The organism is Hominisplanchenecus murintestinalis, assembly GCF_943193015.1.
Taxonomy (GTDB): domain Bacteria; phylum Bacillota; class Clostridia; order Lachnospirales; family Lachnospiraceae; genus Hominisplanchenecus_A; species Hominisplanchenecus_A murintestinalis.
Genome location: NZ_CALPCM010000020.1, coordinates 20,239 through 43,147, shown reverse-complemented (window position 1 = coordinate 43,147; position 22,909 = coordinate 20,239). Strand labels below are relative to the sequence as shown.

Annotated in this window: 19 protein-coding genes, 1 tRNA gene and 1 riboswitch; of the genes, 19 read left to right on the top strand and 1 reads right to left on the bottom strand. The window is 48.1% G+C overall.

The features are described 5' to 3' along the window. Window positions 1-47: 47 nt before the first annotated feature. From pfkA to dapB, 12 genes are all read left to right on the top strand, one after another. Entirely contained in the window at window positions 48-1,022 is a 975-nt protein-coding gene (pfkA, locus tag NFR99_RS08830; protein WP_120484636.1) for a 6-phosphofructokinase, read from the top strand. A gap of 24 nt (window positions 1,023-1,046) precedes the next feature. Next, window positions 1,047-1,694, top strand: coding sequence for a potassium channel family protein (locus tag NFR99_RS08825; protein WP_120484637.1), 648 nt, complete (start codon window positions 1,047-1,049; stop codon window positions 1,692-1,694). Window positions 1,695-1,698: 4 nt separating this feature from the next. Continuing rightward, the gene (locus NFR99_RS08820) at window positions 1,699-2,475 is read left to right on the top strand and encodes a TrmH family RNA methyltransferase (RefSeq protein ID WP_120484638.1); all 777 of its coding nucleotides are present in this window, start codon (window positions 1,699-1,701) and stop codon (window positions 2,473-2,475) included. Window positions 2,476-2,553: 78 nt separating this feature from the next. After that, window positions 2,554-2,637 (top strand) — tRNA-Leu (locus NFR99_RS08815). Between the two features lie 384 nt (window positions 2,638-3,021). Then, on the top strand, window positions 3,022-5,334 hold the full coding sequence (locus NFR99_RS08810) for a RelA/SpoT family protein (RefSeq protein WP_416388335.1): 2,313 nt from the start codon (window positions 3,022-3,024) through the stop codon (window positions 5,332-5,334). Between the two features lie 78 nt (window positions 5,335-5,412). Further along, window positions 5,413-6,033, top strand: a complete 621-nt coding sequence (locus NFR99_RS08805) for an MBL fold metallo-hydrolase (protein ID WP_135975438.1) — start codon at window positions 5,413-5,415, stop codon at window positions 6,031-6,033. Beyond that, a complete protein-coding gene (gene hemZ / locus NFR99_RS08800) occupies window positions 6,030-7,508 on the top strand; it encodes a coproporphyrinogen dehydrogenase HemZ (RefSeq protein WP_251353444.1) in 1,479 nt (492 codons plus the stop codon). The genes NFR99_RS08805 and hemZ overlap by 4 nt, the downstream gene beginning before the upstream one ends. Further along, window positions 7,498-8,091: an HD-GYP domain-containing protein gene (locus NFR99_RS08795; RefSeq protein ID WP_251353443.1), complete on the top strand. Its 594-nt coding sequence runs from the start codon at window positions 7,498-7,500 to the stop codon at window positions 8,089-8,091. The genes hemZ and NFR99_RS08795 overlap by 11 nt, the downstream gene beginning before the upstream one ends. Further along, a complete protein-coding gene (gene hisS / locus NFR99_RS08790) occupies window positions 8,088-9,338 on the top strand; it encodes a histidine--tRNA ligase (RefSeq protein WP_120484642.1) in 1,251 nt (416 codons plus the stop codon). The genes NFR99_RS08795 and hisS overlap by 4 nt, the downstream gene beginning before the upstream one ends. Before the next feature lie 52 nt (window positions 9,339-9,390). Then, window positions 9,391-11,208, top strand: coding sequence for an aspartate--tRNA ligase (aspS, locus tag NFR99_RS08785; protein WP_251353442.1), 1,818 nt, complete (start codon window positions 9,391-9,393; stop codon window positions 11,206-11,208). A 65-nt stretch (window positions 11,209-11,273) separates the two neighbouring features. Next, window positions 11,274-11,449: riboswitch (Lysine riboswitch) on the top strand. A gap of 134 nt (window positions 11,450-11,583) precedes the next feature. Further along, entirely contained in the window at window positions 11,584-12,474 is an 891-nt protein-coding gene (gene dapA, locus NFR99_RS08780) for a 4-hydroxy-tetrahydrodipicolinate synthase (RefSeq protein ID WP_135975434.1), read from the top strand. 19 nt (window positions 12,475-12,493) lie between these two features. Further along, on the top strand, window positions 12,494-13,252 hold the full coding sequence (gene dapB, locus NFR99_RS08775) for a 4-hydroxy-tetrahydrodipicolinate reductase (RefSeq protein WP_251353441.1): 759 nt from the start codon (window positions 12,494-12,496) through the stop codon (window positions 13,250-13,252). A gap of 63 nt (window positions 13,253-13,315) precedes the next feature. On the opposite strand, the gene NFR99_RS08770 is transcribed toward dapB, so the two are convergent. Next, complete coding sequence (locus NFR99_RS08770) at window positions 13,316-15,193, bottom strand: NlpC/P60 family protein (protein ID WP_251353440.1); 1,878 nt, start codon at window positions 15,191-15,193, stop codon at window positions 13,316-13,318. A gap of 270 nt (window positions 15,194-15,463) precedes the next feature. Here NFR99_RS08770 and cysS point away from each other — a divergent pair, with 270 nt between their 5' ends. From cysS to NFR99_RS08735, 7 genes are all read left to right on the top strand, one after another. Then, on the top strand, window positions 15,464-16,870 hold the full coding sequence (gene cysS / locus NFR99_RS08765; protein ID WP_251353439.1) for a cysteine--tRNA ligase: 1,407 nt from the start codon (window positions 15,464-15,466) through the stop codon (window positions 16,868-16,870). Further along, window positions 16,855-17,295 (top strand): Mini-ribonuclease 3, encoded by a 441-nt coding sequence (locus NFR99_RS08760; RefSeq protein WP_251353438.1) that lies wholly within the window; start codon window positions 16,855-16,857, stop codon window positions 17,293-17,295. Before cysS ends, NFR99_RS08760 begins: the two co-directional genes overlap by 16 nt. Then, a complete protein-coding gene (rlmB, locus tag NFR99_RS08755; protein ID WP_251353437.1) occupies window positions 17,292-18,035 on the top strand; it encodes a 23S rRNA (guanosine(2251)-2'-O)-methyltransferase RlmB in 744 nt (247 codons plus the stop codon). Before NFR99_RS08760 ends, rlmB begins: the two co-directional genes overlap by 4 nt. 29 nt (window positions 18,036-18,064) lie before the next feature. Then, window positions 18,065-18,679, top strand: coding sequence for an RNA polymerase sporulation sigma factor SigH (sigH, locus tag NFR99_RS08750; protein ID WP_120484650.1), 615 nt, complete (start codon window positions 18,065-18,067; stop codon window positions 18,677-18,679). Window positions 18,680-18,782: 103 nt separating this feature from the next. Beyond that, a complete protein-coding gene (locus NFR99_RS08745) occupies window positions 18,783-20,324 on the top strand; it encodes a L,D-transpeptidase family protein (RefSeq protein ID WP_120484651.1) in 1,542 nt (513 codons plus the stop codon). A gap of 12 nt (window positions 20,325-20,336) precedes the next feature. Beyond that, window positions 20,337-21,374, top strand: a complete 1,038-nt coding sequence (locus NFR99_RS08740; protein ID WP_251353436.1) for a D-alanine--D-alanine ligase family protein — start codon at window positions 20,337-20,339, stop codon at window positions 21,372-21,374. A gap of 15 nt (window positions 21,375-21,389) precedes the next feature. Beyond that, on the top strand, window positions 21,390-22,760 hold the full coding sequence (locus NFR99_RS08735; RefSeq protein WP_120484682.1) for a UDP-N-acetylmuramoyl-tripeptide--D-alanyl-D-alanine ligase: 1,371 nt from the start codon (window positions 21,390-21,392) through the stop codon (window positions 22,758-22,760). Window positions 22,761-22,909 lie beyond the last annotated feature (149 nt).

The window sequence follows — 22,909 nt, the reverse complement described above, 5'->3', positions numbered from 1 at the left end:
GCCGGCGGTTTTGCCGCCTTTGTGCTGCATGTTACGGAGGTAGAAAAATGGCAAAAGAGATTAAGACAATCGGAGTATTGACGAGCGGAGGAGACGCGCCGGGAATGAACGCGGCGATCCGTGCGGTGGTTCGCCGGGCAGTTTCCCTGGGGCTGAAAGTAAAGGGCATCCGAAAAGGGTACAATGGACTGCTGAATGAAGAAATTATTGACATGACAGCCCGCGACGTGTCGGATACGATTTCACGGGGCGGTACGATTCTTTACACGGCGCGCTGTGCGGAATTCCGAGAGGAAGAAGGACAGCGTCTGGGGGCGGAAGTGTGCAGAAAGCACGGTATAGACGGCATGGTGGTTATTGGCGGCGACGGTTCTTTTGCAGGGGCGCAGAAGCTGGCGGGATTGGGAATCAATACCATAGGCGTACCGGGAACTATTGACCTGGATATCGCATGTACGGACTATACGATTGGTTTTGATACGGCGGTTAATACTGCTATGGATGCAATCGATAAAGTACGTGATACGGCGTCGTCTCATGAGCGGTGCAGTATTATTGAGGTTATGGGGCGGAATGCGGGGTATATTGCGCTCTGGTGCGGCATAGCGAACGGCGCGGAGGATGTTCTGCTGCCGGAGAATTATGATTATGACGAGCAGAAGCTGATTAATAACCTGATTAATAATAGGAAACGCGGAAAGAAGCATCATATTATCATCAATGCCGAAGGGATCGGCCACTCGGTGAGCATGGCGCGCCGTATTGAGGCGGCTACCGGCGTGGAAACCAGGGCGACGATTTTAGGCCACATGCAGCGCGGCGGCAGCCCGACGTGCCGCGACCGCGTTTATGCTTCTATCATGGGTTCCTATGCGGTAGATTTGCTGGCGGCCGGGAAAACGAACCGTGTCGTTGCTTATAAGGGCGGGAAATATACGGATTTCGATATTGATGAAGCATTGGCTATGCAGAAGCACCTGGATGAGTATGAGTATAAAGTAAGCAAGGCGCTCAGCGTATAGCCTGCGGGAAGGAAGAAAGATCACATGGCATCAAAATCGTTTGTTGTGTACGGTTTGGGGAAATTTGGCTACAGCGTGGCGGTTGCCCTGGCAAAAAATGGCTGCGAGGTATTGGCGGTAGACATTGACGGAAGTATTGTGGAGGATATTGCAAATGACGTAACTCTGGCAGTGAGGGCGAATGTCAAGGATAAAGGCATTTACCAGAGCCTTGGCGTTGGAAATATGGATGGTGCGGTAGTGGCTGTCTCCGGCGATATGGAAGCCAGCATTATGGCTACGATTTTTTCGAAGGAGGCAGGAATCCCGTATGTTCTGGCAAAGGCAAGGTCTGAGACCCACGCAGAAGTGCTGAAAAAGGTAGGGGCGGATCAGACAATTCTGCCGGAGCGCGAGATGGGTTCCCGTGTGGCGCGGAATATGGTATTCGGAAAGTTTATGGATACATTTGAACTCTCTGTCACATACAGCATGGCAGAACTGGAGGTTCCGGAGTCATGGATAGGGAAAAGCCTGCGGGAACTGGACGTCAGGGGAAGATATGGCATCAATGTTATCGCCGCCCACGAAGGCGACAGGATTAATGCGAATCTTGACCCGGATGAGCCTCTGGCAGAGCACCAGATCATCCTGATTGTAGGAAACAATGATGATTTGAAGAAGGTAAAGTAATATCATGATTACAAGTGCGTCAAATATGCAGATGAAGAACTTAGTCCGGCTTCAGAAAAAAGGAAGAGCCCGCAGGGAGCAGGATGTGTTTGTAGTGGAAGGGATGAAGATGTACCGGGAAGCGCCCCGGGAGTTTATAGAAAAAGTATATATTTCCAAAAGCTTTTCAGAAAAAGCAGAAGCAGGGGAGCTTTTGGGCGGCAGGAATGTAGAAGTGGTGGATGACCGCGTTTTTCAGAACATATCCGACACAAAAACGCCGCAGGGAATTCTGGCTGTTATCCGCAGGCAGCATTATACTCTGGAGCAGGTGGTGGGAGGAGAAAAACCTCTGGTGCTGGTGCTGGAGAATATCCAGGATCCTGGGAACCTGGGAACCATCCTCCGAACCGGAGAAGGGGCGGGGGTAACGGGGATTGTTATGAGCGCAGATACCGTAGATATCTATAATCCAAAAACAATCCGCTCCACAATGGGGTCTGTGTACCGTATGCCTTTCTGTTACGCGGAAGATATGGATCAGGTAATGAGGAATTTAAAGCAGAAGGGAATTTCTGTCTATGCGGCGCATTTAAAAGGAAGCGCAGATTATGACGCGGTAGATTATCGCGGGAGCTGCGGTTTTTTGATAGGAAATGAAGGCAGCGGGCTGAGCGAAAGACTGGCAGCACAGGCAGATGGATACATCAGGATTCCAATGTGCGGAGAGGTAGAATCGCTGAATGCAGCCGTGGCATCCGCAGTGCTGATGTATGAGGCGTTCCGTCAAAGAAAAAGTTAAAAAGTGTATTGACGAATCCGAAAACGGGTGGTATAATTATCATCGTTGTAGAAAACAGAACATTTCCAATCAGGAAATGCGGGAGTGCTGGAATTGGCAGACAGGCTAGACTAAGGATCTAGTGTTGGCAACGACGTGTGGGTTCAAGTCCCATCTCCCGCATGCAGAACCTTGTATCTTGTTGATATATAGAGATACAGGGTTTTTTGCTATATATTGTGTGAAACGGGTGATAGAAACGGAGGAGTTTAACCATTAGAAAATGAAATTAATTATGCCAGGCAGTTCCATTCCATACAGAATGGGCTGCTTGTTTTTATTCCCGTGAGCAACGAGCCAAGTGGGCATGCCTGCATATTTTGCGATTGCCGTGGGGGTGTTGACTAGGGGGAAGGTGTTTTACAGCCTACAGGCGCCGGGTTTTGCGCAGTGCTTGAAAGATAAGCTATTGCAATCAATCTCTTCGAATGTTATACTTGTTGCTATGAAACTGGAAAGTGAAAAGGTTGAGACCAGACAGTAATGTGATGATGGCAGATGGGAAAGATGGTGATGAGTATGCCTATGGGAACAAGGACAATTAGTGAGAAAAAAGAAGAAATCAGGAAAGCAGACGCAAGCCTAAAGAATATGGATGATTTTACGAGTCCTGCGGTGCTGTATCAGGAATTGATTAACAGTGTCAAAAAGTATCATCCGTCAGCGGACATTTCTATGATTCAAAAGGCATATAAGATTGCCCATGACGCCCATGAGGGGCAGTGCAGGAAGTCGGGGGAGCCGTACATTATCCACCCGCTCTGCGTGGCGATTATTTTGGCGGATTTGGAGATGGATAAGGAGACGATTGTGGCGGGGCTTCTGCATGATGTGGTAGAAGACACGGTTATGACGTCAGAAGAAATTGTCCAGGAGTTCAGCGCGGAGGTCGCCCTTTTGGTTGATGGGGTTACGAAGCTGGGACAGCTGAGTTATTCTTCAGATAAGGTAGAGGAGCAGGCGGAGAATCTGCGGAAAATGTTTCTGGCTATGGCAAAAGATATCCGTGTGATTCTGATTAAGCTTGCCGACAGGCTGCACAATATGCGTACACTGAAATACATGAGACCGGAAAAGCAGAAGGAAAAGGCGCAGGAGACGATGGATATCTATGCCCCGATTGCGCAGCGTCTCGGAATTTCGAAGATTAAGGTTGAGCTGGATGATTTGTCCCTGAAATATCTGGAGCCGGAAGTATATTATGATTTGGTGGAGAAGATTTCTCTCAGAAAGAGTGCGAGGGAAGAATACGTCCAGGGAATCGTGGGCGAAGTCAGCAGCCATATTGAAGAGGCGGAAATCAAGGCGCAGATTTATGGAAGGGTGAAGCATTTCTTTAGCATCTATAAGAAAATGGTAAACCAGGATAAGACGCTGGAGCAGATTTATGATTTGTTTGCCGTGCGTATCGTGGTGGACAGTGTGAAGGACTGCTATGCCGCGCTGGGGGTTATCCATGAGATGTATAAGCCGATTCCAGGGCGGTTTAAAGATTATATTGCGATGCCGAAGCAGAACATGTACCAGTCGCTTCACACGACGCTGATCGGGCCGAACGGACAGCCTTTTGAGATACAGATACGGACATTTGATATGCACCGCACCGCAGAGTATGGTATTGCGGCGCATTGGAAATATAAAGAGAGCTCTGACGGAAAGAAACCGGTGGCACAGCAGGAAGAAGAGAAGCTGAGCTGGCTGCGGCAGATTCTGGAGTGGCAGCGGGATATGTCTGATAACCGGGAGTTTCTAAGTTTGTTAAAGAGCGATTTGGATTTGTTTGCGGAGAATGTATACTGCTTTACCCCGGCCGGCGATGTGAAGAACCTGCCGAACGGTTCTACGCCTATAGATTTTGCGTACAGCATCCATTCAGCCGTGGGAAATAAGATGATTGGGGCGAGGGTAAACGGCAAGCTGGTGACGATTGACTATGTGCTCCAGAACGGGGACAGGATTGAAATCCTTACATCACAAAATTCTAAAGGACCAAGCCGCGATTGGCTGAACATTGTAAAGAGCACGCAGGCAAAGAATAAAATTAACCAGTGGTTTAAGCATGAGCGGAAAGAGGATAATATCATCAAAGGAAAAGAACTGCTGGCAGCTTATTGTAAGACGAAGAATATTGTGCTGAGCAGCCTGATGAAACCTGCTTATCTTGAAAAAATCATGCGCAAATACGGATTCCGCGATTGGGACTCCACATTGGCGGCTATTGGTCATGGCGGGCTGAAAGAGGGCCAGGTGGTGAACCGGCTGCTGGAAGAGTATGAGAAAGAGCACAAGAAGGAGATTACAGACGAGGAAATCCTGGAAGCCGTGGATTCGAAAGACAGGATACGTGTCGCCAAATCAAAGAGCGGTATTGTGGTGAAGGGAATCCACGATGTTGCCGTGCGCTTTTCGAAGTGCTGTTCTCCGATTCCGGGGGATGAGATTGTCGGTTTCGTGACCCGGGGCAGAGGCGTGTCTATCCACAGGACGGACTGCGTCAATGTGATAAATCTGGCGGACGCCGACAGGGTGAGGCTGATTGACGCGGAGTGGCAGGCGTCTCCGGCAGGAAAGACAGGAGAGCTGTATACTGCGGAAATTAAAGTGTATGGCTATAACCGAACCGGGCTTTTGGTAGATATCATGAAGATTTTCACAGAACGGAAAATAGATGTGAGCAGCGCGAACAGCACCACCAGCAAGCAGGGGACAGCGACGATTAGCCTCACATTTGATGTGCCAAGCAGAGAGGAGCTGAATCACCTGATAGGGAAAGTCAGACAGGTAGAGAGTGTCATTGACATTGAGAGAACGACTGGATGATGCCTCTTTCCGCAGCAGCATATACTAAGAAGAGGACAGGAAATATCAGGCTTTGCAATAGAGGGAGGGTGAGACGGAATGCAGGTTAAGAAGCGTGTGCTGGGGATGGTAGGGACAAATGTTTATTTGATAGTGCATACAGATACGAAAGAAGCGATACTGATTGACCCGGCGGATGCGGCAGATAGGATAAAAGCGGATATTGAGGCGCTGGGAGTACGTTTAGCAGGTATTTTGCTGACGCACGGACATTTCGACCATATCGGGGCGGCGCGGGAACTGGCGGATACGTATGGGATTTTGATTGGGGCAGGCAGCGGGGAGGCAGATGTGCTGCGTGATACGGAAAAGAATCTGTCCGGGCAGTTTGGAGAGCCATTTACCGTGCAGCCGGATAAGCTGTATACCGATAAAGAGGAATTTATGATGGCTGGGTTCCGGATACAGGTACTTCACACGCCGGGGCATACGAAAGGCGGCGTGTGCTATTATTTTCCTGATGAAGCAGCGCTTTTTTCCGGTGATACCCTGTTTTGCGAAGGGGTAGGACGCACAGATTTTCCTACGGGAAGCATGTCTGTGCTGGTGAATTCTGTCAGGGGGCTGTTTGCGATATTGCCAGAGAACACCATCGTATACCCGGGGCATGGGTGTGAAACTACGATTGCACATGAAAAGGAGAATAATCCGTTCGTATGATAGTTGTAAAGCTGAATAAACGTGATTTTGAATATGATATTTATTCTCTGGTACGCGCATTTTATCCGGGAGTAGATGTATCTGTAAAGGTTTTGGAAGAAACGGCACAGCCTGAAGAAAGCAGTGGTGCAGCTGATTTTTTTATTCTGATAGACTATGGAGAGGATAGGATTGGGATTTGTTTTGAGGACGGACAGCAAAAGGTTCTGATAGAGAGGGATTCCGCAGTGGATGGCTATGCGGATAGGAAGAAGACAAAGAACTGCCTGAAATCGCTGCTTTATGAAATGCTTTCGGAATATACGGGGCAGAAACTTCCCTGGGGAAATTTGACGGGGATACGCCCTACAAAGATTCCTATGGCGCTTCTGGAGGCAGGGTGGAAGAATACGGAAATTGCAGATTATATGCGGAAAACGTATTTTACCAGCAGCGAAAAGACGGCGCTGGCCATCATGATTGCCAACCGGGAGAAGCACATTCTGGAAAATATTCATTATGCGGATGGGTACAGCTTGTATATCGGAATTCCGTTCTGTCCCAGTATTTGCCTGTATTGTTCGTTTAGTTCCAGCCCTATTTCAGTGTGGAAGGATAGGGTGGATACATATCTGGATGCTTTATGCCGGGAAATTGCCTTTGGGGCAGAGGCTTACCGGGGACGGATTCTGGATACACTCTATATTGGGGGCGGCACGCCTACGACCTTGGAACCGGCGCAGCTGGAGCGTCTGCTGACAGAGATTGAGCGCCATTTTGATTTGTCCCACCTTCAGGAATTTACGGTGGAGGCGGGGCGGCCGGACAGCATTAGCAGGGACAAGCTGCGCGTGCTGCAGGAGCATGGCGTGAGCCGGATTTCGATTAACCCCCAGACCATGAATCAAAAAACGCTTGAGATTATCGGACGGCGGCATACAGTGGGAGAAACGGAAGCGGCATTTTATCTGGCAAGAGAACTGGGCTTTGACAATATCAATATGGATTTAATCGTAGGGCTTCCGGGGGAGGAGCTTCCGGAGGTAGAGTATACCATGAAGGAAGTGACAAAGCTTATGCCGGACAGCATTACGGTACATTCACTGGCAGTGAAGCGGGCGGCAAGGCTGAATATGTTTAAAGACCAGTATAAAGAAATGACATTTACAAATAACCAGGAAATTATGGATCTGACTTCAGTGTATGCGGGAAACGCGGGAATGTCGCCTTACTATCTTTACCGCCAAAAAAATATGGCGGGGAATTTTGAAAATGTAGGTTATGCGAAAACCGGCAAAGCCGGGATTTACAATATCCTGATTATGGAGGAGAAGCAGTCTATTCTTGCGCTGGGAGCCGGGGCGTCTACGAAAGTGGTGCGGGCTTCTGACCGCATCGACAGGATTGAAAATGTAAAAGACATAAACAATTATATAGAACGTATTGATGAGATGATAGAGCGCAAAAGACAGGGATTTGTGAAGTATGGAAAATAATGGAAATACATTAGAGAAGCATATGCTTGAAGAGATTTCCCACGGAATCTGCGTCAGCAACCTCGCCTGGCGTGTGGCGAAATCTCTGGGGCTTCCCGAAGATCAATGCCATGAAATGGCGATTGCCGGGGTACTGCATGATATCGGGAAGCTGGAAGTATCGTTCTACATTTACCAGCGGGAAGATACGCTGAAAATTGAAGAAATGCGGTATGTGCGCAGCCATGCAAGCCTTGGATATGCGATGCTGGTGGATGAGGGATATTCAGATTTTATTTTACAGAGCATTTTATATCATCATGAAAATTATGACGGGACGGGCTACCCGTCCAATCGGTCGGGAGAAGATATTCCCATTGGGGCCAGAATCTTGCGGGTGTGTGATGTATTTGCGGCGCTGATTGCAGATCGGCCGTATCGGAGGGCGTTTCCGATTCATACGGCAGTGGAACTGATGATAGAAGAAGTTAAAAATTTTGATATGAGGGTGTTCCTTGAATTCCTGACAGTTGTCCATGAAGAAGGAATCGAGGATTTACTGATGAAAGAATGGCTGATTGAATTAGAGGAGGACAGAGTATGAGCCTGAAGAAGAAGCCGGTGACCGGCATGAAAGATATCTCCCCCAGGGAAATGGAAATCCGGGATTATGTTATCCAGTTGATTAAAGAAACGTATGGGGCATTTGGGTTTTCATCTATAGAGACGCCGTGCGTGGAGCACATCGAAAACCTTTCCAGCAAACAGGGAGGGGAAAATGAGAAACTGATTTTTAAAATTCTGAAACGCGGGGAGAAGCTGAAGCTTGACACTGCCGAGACGGAAGGCGACCTGGTGGACAGCGGGCTGCGCTATGATTTGACGGTTCCTCTTTCCAGGTATTATGCAAACAATGCCAATGATCTGCCTTCGCCGTTCAAGGCTCTGCAGATGGGGAATGTGTGGCGGGCAGACAGACCTCAGAGGGGGCGTTTCCGCCAATTTATGCAGTGTGATATTGATATTTTGGGAGAGCCGACGATTTTAGCGGAGATTGAACTGATTTTAGCGACATCTACTTTGGTAGGAAAATTGGATTTCGAAGGTTTTACAATTCGTATCAACGATAGGAAAATTTTAAAGGCTATGGCAAAATACAGCGGATTTCCGGAAGAGAGTTATGATTTGGTATTTATTATCCTGGATAAGATGGATAAAATCGGCATGGAGGGCGTGGCGGCTGAACTGGAAAAGGAAGGTTTTGGAAAGGAATGCGTTGATAGATACCTGGAGCTGTTTGAGGGAGTTACGAATAATCTGGCAGGCGTGAGGTATTTAAAAGAAAAGCTGGCAGGCGTGCTGGATGAAAAGACGGCGGAAGATATGGAGACAATTATTGAGAGTGTGGAGGCGGTGAAAACGGCGGACTTCAAGATTGTGTTTGATCCTACGCTGGTAAGGGGCATGTCTTATTATACAGGTCCGATTTTTGAAATTAGCATTGACGGGTTTGGCGGCTCTGTAGGGGGCGGCGGCCGTTACGATGAGATGATTGGGAAATTTACAGGAAACCAGACTTGTGCATGTGGATTTTCGATTGGTTTTGAGCGTATCGTAATGCTTCTTCTGGAGAAAGATTACCAGATTCCGGCGAAGAAAGGAAAGACGGCGTTCCTTATGGAGAAAAATATGCCGAAGGAAGGTCTTTTGAAGATTTTTAAAGAGGCGGAAGCCGAGCGCAGCCAGGGAAAGCAGGTTACTGTAGCGGTGATGAAGAAAAATAAGAAATTCCAGAAGGAACAGCTGACGGCGGAAGGATATACCGAGATTAAAGAATATTTTAACCGTTAAAGAACAGCAGCGCACGGCTGCTGAAATATGAGTGAAAGAGGAGAGACAGAGAATGGCAGAATCAATGAAGGGATTGAAAAGATCTCACAGGTGTACGGAACTTGGAACGGCAAATGTGGGGAGCCAGGTAACAGTGATGGGATGGGTGCAGAAGAGAAGAAATCTGGGCAGCCTGATTTTTGTGGATTTGCGCGACCGTTCCGGGCTTCTGCAGATTGTATTTGATGAAAAAGACGTTGGGGCAGACGGGTTTGAGAAAGCCGGAAAGCTGAGAAGCGAGTTTGTAATCGCAGTCGCAGGCCGTGTGGAGATGCGGGAGGGGGCTGTAAATGAAAACCTGGCTACCGGGGAAATTGAAATCCGTGCGGAGCAGCTTCGGATTCTTTCAGAGTCTGAGACGCCGCCGTTTCCGATTGAGGAGGATATCAAGACAAAAGATGAGCTGAGGCTGAAATACCGTTTTCTTGACTTACGCCGTCCGAACCTGCAGCGGAACCTGATGCTGCGCAGCCTGGTAGCAAATTCTGCGCGGCAGTTTCTGGCGGACGAAGGCTTTCTGGAGATAGAGACTCCGATTCTGATAAAAAGTACGCCGGAAGGGGCGAGGGACTATTTGGTGCCGAGCCGTATCCATACGGGGCATTTTTATGCGCTTCCACAGTCACCGCAGCTGTTTAAACAGCTTTTGATGTGTTCGGGATATGACAGGTATTTTCAGATTGCGAAGTGTTTCCGCGATGAGGACTTGCGGGCGGACAGACAGCCGGAGTTTACGCAGATTGACCTGGAGCTTTCGTTCGTAGATATTGACGATGTGATTGATGTAAATGAAAGGCTTCTGGCTAAGATTTTCAGGGATGCCGTGGGCGTGGAAGTGCCGCTTCCGATTCCAAGGATGACCTGGAAAGAAGCGATGGACAGATTTGGGTCAGATAAGCCTGATACGCGTTTTGGCATGGAGTTGAAGGATATTTCTGAGCTGGTAAAGAGCTGCGGTTTCGGTGTATTTACAGGTGCGCTGGAGAACGGCGGCAGTGTCAGGGGAATCAATGCCGGCGGACAGGGAAAGATGCCGAGAAAGAAGATTGACGCTCTGGTAGAGTTTGCGAAAGGGTACGGTGCAAAAGGACTGGCATATCTGGCCATTAATGATGACGGCTCATACAAGTCTTCGTTTGCAAAATTCATGACAGAGGAAGAATTGGCGGCGATTGTGAAGGCGCTGGAAGGAAAACCGGGAGATTTACTTCTCTTTGCAGCTGACAAAAATAAAATTGTGTGGAACGTGCTGGGGGCGCTTCGTCTGGAAATCGCGAAGAGCCTGGGGCTGCTGAAAAAGGATGAATATAAATTCCTGTGGATTACGGAATTCCCACTGTTGGAATACTCTGAGGAAGAGGACAGGTATGTGGCGATGCATCATCCGTTTACCATGCCTATGGAAGAAGATTTGGATAAAATTGATACGGATCCGGGCGCTGTCCGCGCAAAGGCTTACGATATCACCCTGAACGGCAATGAAATCGGCGGCGGAAGCGTGAGAATCCACCAGGATGATATTCAGTCCAAGATGTTTGAAGTGCTGGGATTTTCGAAGGAAAGAGCAGAAGACCAGTTTGGCTTCCTGCTGAGCGCATTTAAATATGGCGTTCCGCCCCATGCAGGACTGGCATACGGTCTGGATAGGCTGGTTATGCTGATGGCAGGGGAGGACAGTATCCGTGAAGTTATCGCCTTCCCGAAGGTGAAAGACGCATCCTGCCTGATGACAGGAGCTCCGGGAACAGTAGAGGAGCAGCAGCTCGAAGAGCTGGCTCTGGAAATCGCGAAACAGGAGATGAAATCTGACGTTGACAAGGATTTTCATTAATGCTATAGTTAAGAGAACATAACTATTAGTTGACGCATACGGAACAGTTGTGGAATAAATTCATATTTTAGAGTAGAGGTCGCGTGCTTCAAGAGTAGCTCATCGGATGTGTTCAGGCACAGGGGAACATGGGAGAAAGGGGAGGACGCCGAAAGGTGCAGTACCTGAAAGCTGTACTCTTGGGCATGCAGTGAAGAGCTGCATGACTCTCATCACTGTCTGATGGGGAGCTCTCTGAAGAAGAAACGGATATACGGAAAGATTCTTTAGAGCAGGCCCGGCGGCCTGCTCTTTTTGCCTTACAGGAAAGTTCCTGCGGGGCAGGGGCTGTGTATTCATACCGGAAGTGAGATTTGAGAAAAAGGAGGAAAACAAATGGCTATCTTTACAGGTGCAGGCGTTGCGATTGTCACGCCGATGAAAGAAAATGGAGATGTAAATTACGAGGTTTTGGGAACACTGATAGAGGAACAGATTGCGAATTCCACAGATGCCCTTATCATTTGCGGAACGACGGGAGAGTCTTCTACATTGAGCCATGAGGAGCATTTGGAGGTTATCAAGTTTGCGGTTGACAAAGTGGCGAAGAGAATTCCGGTGGTTGCGGGAACGGGTTCTAACTGCACGGAAACCGCAGTCTATCTCTCGCAGGAGGCAGAGAAATTCGGGGCAGACGGGCTTTTGCTGGTAACTCCGTATTATAATAAGGCGACGCAGAAAGGGCTGGTTCAGCACTTTACAACAGTGGCAAATGCGGTGAGGCTGCCGATTATCCTGTATAATGTGCCCAGCCGGACAGGATGCAACATTCAGCCGGAGACGGCCGTAGAGCTGGCGAAAAATGTGGAAAACATCGTAGCGATTAAAGAAGCAAGCGGGAATATTTCACAGATTGCGAAGCTGGCACAGCTTGCAGACGGATGCATTGATATTTATTCGGGTAATGACGACCAGATTGTCCCGATTCTTTCTCTGGGCGGTATCGGTGTGATTTCTGTACTTTCTAATGTCGCGCCGAAGCAGACGCATGATATCGTACAGCTTTACCTGGATGGCAAGGTGAAAGAGAGCCGTGAGCTGCAGCTGAAAGCGCTGCCTCTGGCAGATGCGTTGTTCTGTGAAGTAAATCCTATTCCGGTGAAAGCAGCGCTGAACCTGATGGGGAAAAATGCGGGAACCCTGCGTGGGCCGCTGACTGATATGGAGGAGAAAAACGTACCAAAGCTGGCACAGGCATTAAAGGACTTTGGAATTGAATTAGCGTAAAGCTGAGGAGGAGTACGAGATGATAAAAATCATAATGCACGGCTGTAACGGCCATATGGGGCAGATGATTTCCGGGCTTGTAAAAGAGGATCCCGAAGCAGAAATCGTGGCCGGGATTGATATCTGTGATAATAGACAGAATGATTATCCGGTCTTTACAGATATCCGCGCATGTCATGTAGAGGCGGACGCCGTCATTGATTTCGCATCGCCGAAAGCAGAAGAGGCATTGCTGGACTACTGCGTGGAGAGAAAGCTTCCTGTAGTCGTATGCACTACAGGGCTTTCAGAAGAGCAGATTCAGAAGGTAAAAGATACCTCAGAGAAGGTGGCGGTTCTGCGTTCGGCAAATATGTCGCTGGGCGTTAATACGCTTCTGAAGCTTTTGAAAGAAGCGGCAAAGGTATTTGCGCCGGCAGGGTTTGATATGGAAATTGTAGAGAAGCATCACAAGTATAAAGTAGACGCCCCCAGCGGCACAGCGCTCGCGATGGCGGACAGCTTAAACGAGGCGCTTGACAATGCGTATGTTTACAAATATGACCGAAGCCAGGAGAGAAAAGCGAGAGGTGCGAAAGAAATTGGTATTTCCGCAGTGCGCGGCGGAAATATCGTAGGAGAGCATGATGTGATTTTCGCAGGGACAGACGAGGTGGTGACCTTTAGCCACACAGCGTATTCAAAGGCTGTATTTGGCAAGGGAGCCATCCAGGCGGCAAAATTCCTGGCAGGCAAAGCGCCGGGGCTTTATGATATGAGCGATGTGATAAATGGGTAAAATTGAAAAGGTTTTATAGAGACGAAAACAGGAGAGGACTGATTGTTCCTCTCCTGCTTTATTTTACCAGTAACGCATGATTCTTGTGATATTTTTAGGATTTCCTAAATCGTAATCAGATATCTTTATGCCGCCCTTAGGATAAGGCTGGCTGTTTGAAGCATGGACAACCTTGCCGTTTCCAATGTAGATGGCTACATGGGTAGGGGCAGTGTAATAATAGCCAATGACGTCCCCGGGCAACAGTTCCTTTTCTGACACATATTTAACCTGGGCAAACGGTCCGCCGGGCTCTTTGGAATTGTGGCCAAGCGCCTGTGCCTGGGAGGTACGGGGCAGCTTGATGCCAAAATGCTGGAATACCAGCTTCACAAATCCGGAGCAGTCTACGCCTTTTGTCAAATCGGTAGCGCCGCCGTATGAGTAAGGATAGCCGATAAACTTCTGTGCGTATTCCGCTATGGAGCGTCCCATAGCATAACCGCTGGCATCCAGGGTAGCGGCTCCGTTGGCGTCAAAAGAGTAAACGGAGTCATTAATCGTCAATACGGTATTTCTGGCCATAACTCCGTTTGACGGATCGAAATAATAATTCAGCCCATTTATGAGTTGGAACCCGGTCTTCATCGCGCCGCTTACAGGGTCAAGATAATAACGGTTTTCTTTGTAATCAGCAAATCCTTTCGCCAGAGTTCCGTCCGGCAGGAAAAGATAGGTCACCTTATTGATGGTATAAAAGCGGTCGAGAACGCGGACACCGTCTGCATCTACATAGTAGTTGTCTTTCCAGGCATTTTTTAAAAGAACGCCGTTAGATTTGAAGAAGTACCACTTGTTGTTTATGAGTTCCCAGCAGTTTTTTGCCATCGTAAGGTTTGCCCGTATGTAATAAGTTTTCTTTTTTTCAGTGAAAAAGCCTGCGCTTTTTGTCTTTGTGATACGTCCGTTCGCGTTTACATACTGGTTATTCACCCATGTCTTGACAGCCATTTTTCCGTCAGCCTGGAAAAAGCGGTTCTTTTTCCACTGATTCTGAAGCATGACGCCGTTTGTCTTAAAATAATAAGTATCGTTTCCGATGCGCGTAAGCCCCTTTGTGCGGATTCCGGTTTTGGGATTCAGATAGTATGTTTTGTTGTTTAACGTGAGCCAGCCCTTGCATCTTCGTCCCAGGTGATCCACATAATATTTTTTGCTAATCCATTTGTTGCGCTGCAGGACGCCTTTAGAATTGAAATAATAATACTTTTTTCCTATTTTGTGCCAGCCTTTATAGGCAGCTTTTGTTTTAGGGCTGAAATAATATCCCGTACCGTCCTTTAGCACGATGTATCCTGTTTTCTGGACGCCTGTATCGGGATCAAAGTAATAATATTTTTTGCCGACTTTGACTACCCCTGATTGGAGGATACCTGTGTCGGGATCAAAATAGTACGTAGCGTCCTTGATAGTAAAAAACCCCGCAGCAAGTTTTCCGCGGTAATCATAATAATACTTATTTCCGTCCCTTAAAACCCAGGTATTCTTTAACGCTTTTGACGATGTAGTGCCTGCTGTAGTGCTTTCTGTCGGATTGTCAGTTATACGGTTTCCGTTTTCATCAATCCGGATCCCGTCAATGACGGTGTTTTTAACCATTTTCCCGTCGGCGCCCAAGTAAGAGCCGTCAATCCAGATACCGGAAAGCATCCTGCCTTTGGCGTTAAAATAATACCAGTCATTCTTTATCAGTTTCCAGCCGACAGCGGCGTACTTGTCTGTATTGAAATAATAGTGGTATTTTCCAATCTTCTTCCAGCCGACGGCATAGCCGGGACTGGCCTTTTGGGTAAAATACCTGCCGTTTGCGTCACTTTTCCATGCAGCGCCGACATCCATCCCGGGAAGGGAGGTGGTGAGGGCGCCTGCAAGGAAGAGGGCGATGATTCCCCTTTTTTTCATATATACTCCTTGATATTGTGCTGCCGCCCGGTCGGGGGCGAACAGTTACTAAAACATTACAAAAATATTACATCAATATAAATATTACAGGAAATATAGAGAAAAGTCAATAGAAAGTTCGATGCGTACTCTGTATATCGATGGCAGCGCAGCCAGTTGGCTATGCAAAACGGATAAGGGCAGCAACACAGAATTGCTGCTTATTATAGTTGACAAAATGTCAGGAATTGCATAGACTTAAAGGAACATTGAGGAAGAAAGGACAAGGATATGAAAGTATATAATACATTGACAAAACAGAAGGAGGATTTTGTGCCGCTGCAGCCCGGGAAAGTTACGATGTATGTGTGTGGGCCAACGGTTTATAATCTGATACACATTGGGAATGCCCGTCCGATGATTGTATTTGATACGGTGCGCCGTTATATGGAGCATAAAGGGTATGAAGTGAACTATGTCTCGAACTTTACGGATGTAGACGATAAGATTATCGCAAAATCTATAGAAGAAGGAGTGACAGCTGAGGAGATTTCTACCCGTTATATTGCAGAATGTAAAAAAGACATGGAGGGTATGAATGTGAGGCCGGCAACGACGCATCCGCTGGCTACCCGGGAGATTGACGGGATGCTGGACATGATTTCGACTCTGATTGAAAAGGGTTACGCTTATGATGTGGACGGGACAGTTTATTTCCGCACCAGGAAGTTTGCGGAATATGGAAAGCTTTCACATAAGAATCTGGATGATTTGCGTTCAGGAAACCGTACCTTGCTGGTATCGGGGGAAAACCAGAAAGAGGATGCGCTTGATTTTGTGCTCTGGAAGCCGAAAAAGGAGGGCGAGCCTTTCTGGAAATCGCCCTGGAGCGACGGGCGTCCGGGCTGGCATATTGAGTGTTCTGTTATGGCGAAAAAGTATCTGGGGGCGGAGATTGATATCCATGCGGGAGGCGAAGACTTAGTATTTCCTCATCATGAAAATGAGATTGCCCAGAGCGAGTGCTGCAATGGCGTGCCGTTTGCGAAATACTGGCTGCACAATGCATTTTTGAATATTGATAATAGGAAGATGTCAAAATCGCTTGGGAACTTCTTTACCGTGCGGGACATCAGCGAGCAGTATGATCTTCAGGTGCTGCGGTTCTTTATGCTGAGCGCCCACTATAGAAGCCCGCTGAATTTCAGCAAGGAGCTGATGGAGGCGTCCAAAAACGGGCTGGAGCGTATCATGAATGCGGCGGAACATCTGCGCGATTTGCTTGCGGGTGCACAGGGAGAAGAGCTGGCGGCCGAAGAGAAGGCGGGGCTGCAGGAAGCAGGCAGTTTTGCAGAGAAGTTTGACGCGGCGATGGATGATGACTTTAACACTGCAGACGCGATTTCGGCGGTTTTTGAGCTGGTGCGTTTTGCGAATGCGAATGTAACACAGCAGAGTACGAAAGCATACGTGGAAGCAGTATATAGAGAACTTTTAAAGCTTGCAGATATTTTAGGGCTGATTCTGGAGAAAGAAAAAGAGATTTTGGCGGAGGATGTAGAAAAGCTGATAGAAGAACGCCAGGCTGCAAGGAAAGCAAAAGATTTTGCCCGGGCAGATGAAATCCGCGATACGCTGCTGGCACAGGGTATTATCCTGGAAGATACCAGGGAAGGTGTGAAATGGAAGAGGGCGTAACATTCATGACGGAATACCTGCGGGACGCGTTCGGGCTGCGGGATGTGGATTTGCGCACGTATTCGCCGCTGACTCTGGCTTATATCGGGGATGCTATCTATGATTTGATAATCAGGACGCTGATTGTCAAACAGGGCAACAGCCGTCCGGAAAAAATGCACAAGAGAGCCAGCGCGCTGGTGAAGGCGTCGGCGCAGGCAGAGATGATAGAACGCCTGCTTCCCATGCTGACAGAGGAAGAACATGCTATCTATAAAAGAGGACGCAATGCCAAATCCTATACAATGGCGAAGAACGCTACGATGCTGGATTATCGGAAGGCAACGGGATTCGAGGCGCTTATGGGCTATCTGTATTTAAAAGAGGATATGAGCCGTCTGATTGATTTAGTGAAAACAGGACTGGATAAAGGAGAACAGGAATGAGGTACGAAGAATTAACGATAGAGGGAAGAAATGCAGTGCTGGAAGCATTTCGTGCCGGGAAACCGATTGACAAGCTGTTTGTTCTGGACGGGTGCCAGGACGGGCCCGTTCTCTCGATTACCAGGGAAGCGAAAAAGCACGATACGATTATCAATTATGTGGCAAAAGAGCGTTTGGATCAGATTTCCGAAACAGGGAAGCATCAGGGGGTGATTGCTTTTGCGGCGGCTTATGAATATGCCCAGGTGGAGGATATTCTGGCTCTGGCAGAAAAAAAAGGAGAGCCGCCGTTTATTTTCCTGCTGGATAATATTGAAGACCCCCATAACCTGGGGGCAATTATCCGTACTGCAAACCTGGCAGGCGCGCATGGGGTGGTTATCCCGAAAAGGCGCGCGGCCGGGCTGACTGCTACGGTGGCAAAGACGTCGGCCGGGGCGTTGAACTATACGCCGGTGGCGAAGGTGACAAACCTGGGACAGACGATAGAAGAGCTGAAGAAAAAGGGAATCTGGTTTGTGTGTGCAGACATGTCCGGAGAAGTGATGTACCGCCAAAACCTGAAAGGACCGATTGGGATGGTAATCGGAAATGAGGGGAATGGGGTAAGCAGGCTGGTGAAGGAGAAGTGCGACTTTATCGCTTCGATTCCCATGAAAGGCGATATTGACTCGCTAAATGCGTCTGTCGCAGCAGGAGTGCTTGCCTGGGAAATCGTGCGCCAGAGAATGGGAGCATAACCGGGAAACCTTGAAAAACAGGAGAGCATATGGGAGGATACGAAGGGTATTCAGACGAAGAATTGATAGCTATGATGAAACGGGGAGAACCGGAAATCATGGATTATCTGATGGAAAAATATAAGAATCTGGTGCGCAGGAAAGCCAGGGCGCTTTATCTCATAGGCGGCGATGGAGACGATTTGATTCAGGAAGGGATGATAGGGCTTTTTAAGGCAGTGCGCGACTATAATGCAGAAAAAGAAGCCTCCTTTGGAGGCTTTGCTGATTTGTGTATTTCACGCCAGATGTATACGGCGGTAGAAGCTTCTGCCAGAAAGAAACATATTCCATTGAATTCCTATATTTCTCTGTATTCCGGTACGATAAGTTCACGCGAGCATGAAGTGCCTCTAAGAGATGTACTGCCTGATTCCAGAGAGATAAATCCCGAAGAACTGGTTATCGGCAGAGAGGACAGGGAGCAGATGCACAGGGAAATGAAGAAGCGTCTGAGCGGGTTTGAGACGCAGGTGCTGGAAGCATATCTGGAAGGCATGAATTATAAAGAGATTGGAGAGGCGCTGGGGAAGCCTGCGAAAGCCATTGACAATGCGCTCCAGAGAATCCGGAAGAAAATCACAGAGAAAGATAAACTGCTATGAGACGAATTTACAAATCGTTTATTTACATTTCCCTAATACGTGTTAAAATGTGAAAGTAGGGTAAAGTATAAATATAGCACTAGAACAGCAAAGGATAAGGGGTATGAGCAGAGGTACGAAAACAGTTTTATTTGTATTTAGCGTAGTGGTTTTGACAATGATTGCCGTGTATTTGGGAATCTGTGTTTATTTTAACAACCGCTTTTTTCCGGGGTCTGTGATTAACGGAATGGATGTATCCGGGAAAACCGTGGAGGAAGCGGAGGAACTGATTGCTGCGGATGTCTCAGATTATACGGTGTCTCTGAAGCTGCGCAACGGTCAGGGGGAGAATATTGACGGCGGGCTGATGGATTTTTCTTATGTTTCTGACGGGGCGGTGCAGGAGTTAAAGGATACACAGAATTCCTTTGTCTGGCTTTCGGCATGTTTCAATCCGTCGGATTATACGATGACGGCAAAAACGACATATAACGAAAAAATGCTGAAGACTGCCCTGGACAGTCTGGAATGCCTGAAACCGGAGAATATGGAGGAGCCAAAGGAGGCAGAGATTAAGGAAACATCTTCGGGATATGAGATTGAGCCGGAGGTACAGGGAACGAAACTGGATGCCGATAAGGTCTATGAGGCAGTGAAAAAGGCAGTGGATGCCGGGGAGACGGCGGTAGATTTGGATGTAGAGGACTGCTATGTAAAACCGAAGGTAACACATAAGAATAAAAAGCTCCGTAAACGCGTAAAGAAGTTAAATCAGTATTTTAATATGTCTGTCACCTACCATGTAGGAGATACAGAGGAGGTTTTGGATTACAGTACAATTCGTGACTGGATGACGCTGGATGATGATTTGAATGCGGAGTTTAACTGGAATAAGGTCGCGGACTGGATGTCGGATTTGTCGGATAAGTATGATACATTTGGAAATGAGATGGAGTTTACAACCAGCCTGGGCGAGACGGTGTCTGTGAAACATGAGACATATGGATGGAAGATTGATGAAGCGGGAGAAGTGGAGGAGCTTCTGGAGATACTGAAAAGCGGAGAGTCCGCGGAGAGGACGCCGCTTTATCTGGAATCCGCCAGAACTTATGGCAGTGGCGGAAACGATATTGGCGATACGTATGTGGAGATTGATTACACAAACCAGCGTATGTGGTTTTACAAGGATGGGCGGCTCTTGGTAGATACGCCGATTGTAACGGGAAATACCAGTAAGAAGTATGGTTCTCCCGAGGGGATTTTTTGTATATATAATAAAGAGGAAAAAGCAGTTCTGAAAGGGGAAGATTATAAGACGCCCGTAGACTTTTGGATGCCTTTCTCTGAGGGCGTAGGAATCCATGACTCCAAGTGGAGGAATACTTATGGAGGAAATATCTACAAGACGGACGGTTCTCACGGATGTATCAATACGCCCTGGGAGCAGGCAAAAATTATTTTCAATAATATCTCTGTGGGCGACCCGGTCATCTGCTATGGCGGGGCTTCAAACCAGGGAGCAGGAGTCAGCAATATTCCGCAGCCTGCGGAAACAAGAGTAATTAATGACAAGGGAGAGGACGTCACCGATCAGCAGCAGTCCGAATCGGAAAAAGAGGAGGAACAGTCTCAGGAGGACGATATACCGACGGTGGATTTATAGAAGGAGGGGCTTATGAAAATAGTGGTTTTGGCGGGCGGCATCAGCACAGAGCGGGAAATTTCTGTCGTGTCAGGCACAAAAGTCTGTGAGGCGCTGCGGGCAAAAGGGCACAGGGCTATCCTGCTGGATGTGTATTTTGGCCTGGAGGGTGCGGATGTTGACGAGGCATTTACAGAAGAATATGATATAGTGGCTGCTGCCGCTTACATAAGGAGTTTTGACAGCCGGGTGGAGGCATCTGTTTCTGCAGGGCGGGAGTTTTTTGGTCCCCGGGTGCTTGCGTTGTGTAAAGAGGCAGATATGGTGTTTATGGCTTTGCATGGCGAAAACGGTGAGAATGGAAAGGTACAGGCGGCATTTGATTTGTTTGGCATCCATTACACGGGGAGCGGTTATCTGGGAAGCGCGCTTGCGATGGATAAAGGGCTTTCGAAGCAGATTTTCCGCGAAAACGGGATTCCGACCCCGGAAAGTGTTCTGATACATCGGAGTGAACCACGGAAAACGGCAGAGGAGTACGGCATGGCTTTCCCGTGCGTGGTAAAGACCTGCTGCGGTGGTTCCAGCGTAGGGGTTTACATCACAGAGGATGAGGCAGCTTTTGCAGATGCCCTGGAGGAAGCGTTTACATATGAGCCCCAGGTGGTACTGGAAACGTATATCAGAGGACGGGAATTTTCGGTAGGCGTTGTGGACGGAAAGCCCTATCCAATTATTGAAATCGCCCCTCTTGAGGGATTTTATGATTATAAGAACAAATATGAACCCGGGAGCACGATAGAAACCTGTCCGGCCTGTCTGTCAGAAGAGCAGACAGAGAAAATGCAGGAATATGCAGTCAGGGCATATGAGGCGCTGCGTCTGGAGAGTTATGGACGCATAGACTTTTTGATGGATGAGGACGGGAAGATGTTCTGCCTGGAAGCAAATACATTGCCGGGGATGACGCCTACCAGCCTGTTACCGCAGGAAGCCGCAGCAATGGGAATAGGTTTTGCAAAGCTTTGTGAAACATTGATTCAGGTGTCAAAGGAAAAGAAATTTATTTAAGAGGGTGGATAAATGATGAAAAATATGACTCCGTGCCGGATAGCAGAAGTCTGCGGCGGTATTTATCACGGAACAAAGGAAACAGGGATTCGTGAAATAGAGAGCATCACCACGGATAGCAGGCAGGCAGCGGAGGGCTGCCTGTTTGTCGCCGTAAAAGGAGAACGTGTGGACGGACATGATTTTATCCCGTCGGTGTTTGAAAAAGGGGCTGCCTGCGTAGTATGCGAGCGGGAGCCGGAGCATCCGTCCGGCTCCTGGATTCAGGTGAAGTCATCGCTGCAGGCGATAAAGGATATGGCGGAGTTTTACAGAAAACAGCTTGATATTCAGGTGGTGGGGATTACGGGAAGTGTGGGAAAGACCAGCACGAAAGAAGTGATAGCTTCTGTTTTATCTGAAAAATACCGGGTGCTTAAGACTCTGGGGAACTTTAATAATGAGCTGGGGCTGCCGCTTACTGTGTTTCGTCTGCGTGAGGAACATCAGATTGCCGTTCTGGAAATGGGTATCAGTGATTTTGGCGAGATGCACCGCCTGAGTAAGATTGCGCGGCCGGATGTCTGCGTGATAACGAATATTGGCCAGTGCCATCTGGAATATTTAAAGGACAGGGATGGCGTACTCCGCGCAAAATCAGAGATTTTTGATTTTATGCAGCCGGAAGGCAGGATTGTCCTGAACGGAGATGATGACAAACTGTCTGCAGTGCAGGAAGTGAAAGGTGTAAATCCCTTATTTTTCGGCGTGGAAAGCGGCCGTGAGATCTATGCTGACGAGATAGAGCCAAGGGGATTGAAAGGCATCCGTTGCCGTATCCATGCAGGTGAGGAGAGCTTTGACGTCCAGATACCGATTCCGGGATCCCATATGGTGTTGAATGCCCTGGCAGCCACAGCGGTGGGAGTTTCTATGGGTCTTACCACAGGGCAAGTGAAAAGGGGGATTGAAAAGCTTCAGACTTTGGGCGGGCGTTTTCATATGATTGAGAAAGGTGATATGCTTATTATTGATGACTGCTACAATGCGAACCCGGTTTCTATGAAAGCTTCTCTGGATGTACTCAAAGATGCAGATCGGCGGACAGTGGCAGTTCTGGGGGATATGTTTGAGCTGGGAGAAAATGAGGCGCTGCTTCATGGGGAGGTAGGCGCTTATGCGGGGGAAAAAGAAATAAACCTGCTGATCTGTACAGGTGAGCTGAGCCGCTATATGGCGGAAGAGGCAATTCATACAGGCGGATGTGAAACCGTAGTTCATGTGCCAAATCTGGAGCGGCTGATGGAAGTGCTGCCGCGTCTGGTTCAGGGGGATGATACGATATTGGTGAAGGCATCTCATGGGATGCATTTTGAAAAAGTAGTAGAATTGTTGTCAGAACTTTGACGGCAGGTACTGCCTGCGGCTTCCGACAGGGCTTCGGCAAAGGAGAGATTGGCTAAGATTTTTGGAATATAAGCCGAAGCCTGTCAGGAGCACAGAGAGTTTATATAGCTATCACCTCCTAAATGTTTCAAAAACATAACATACACTTT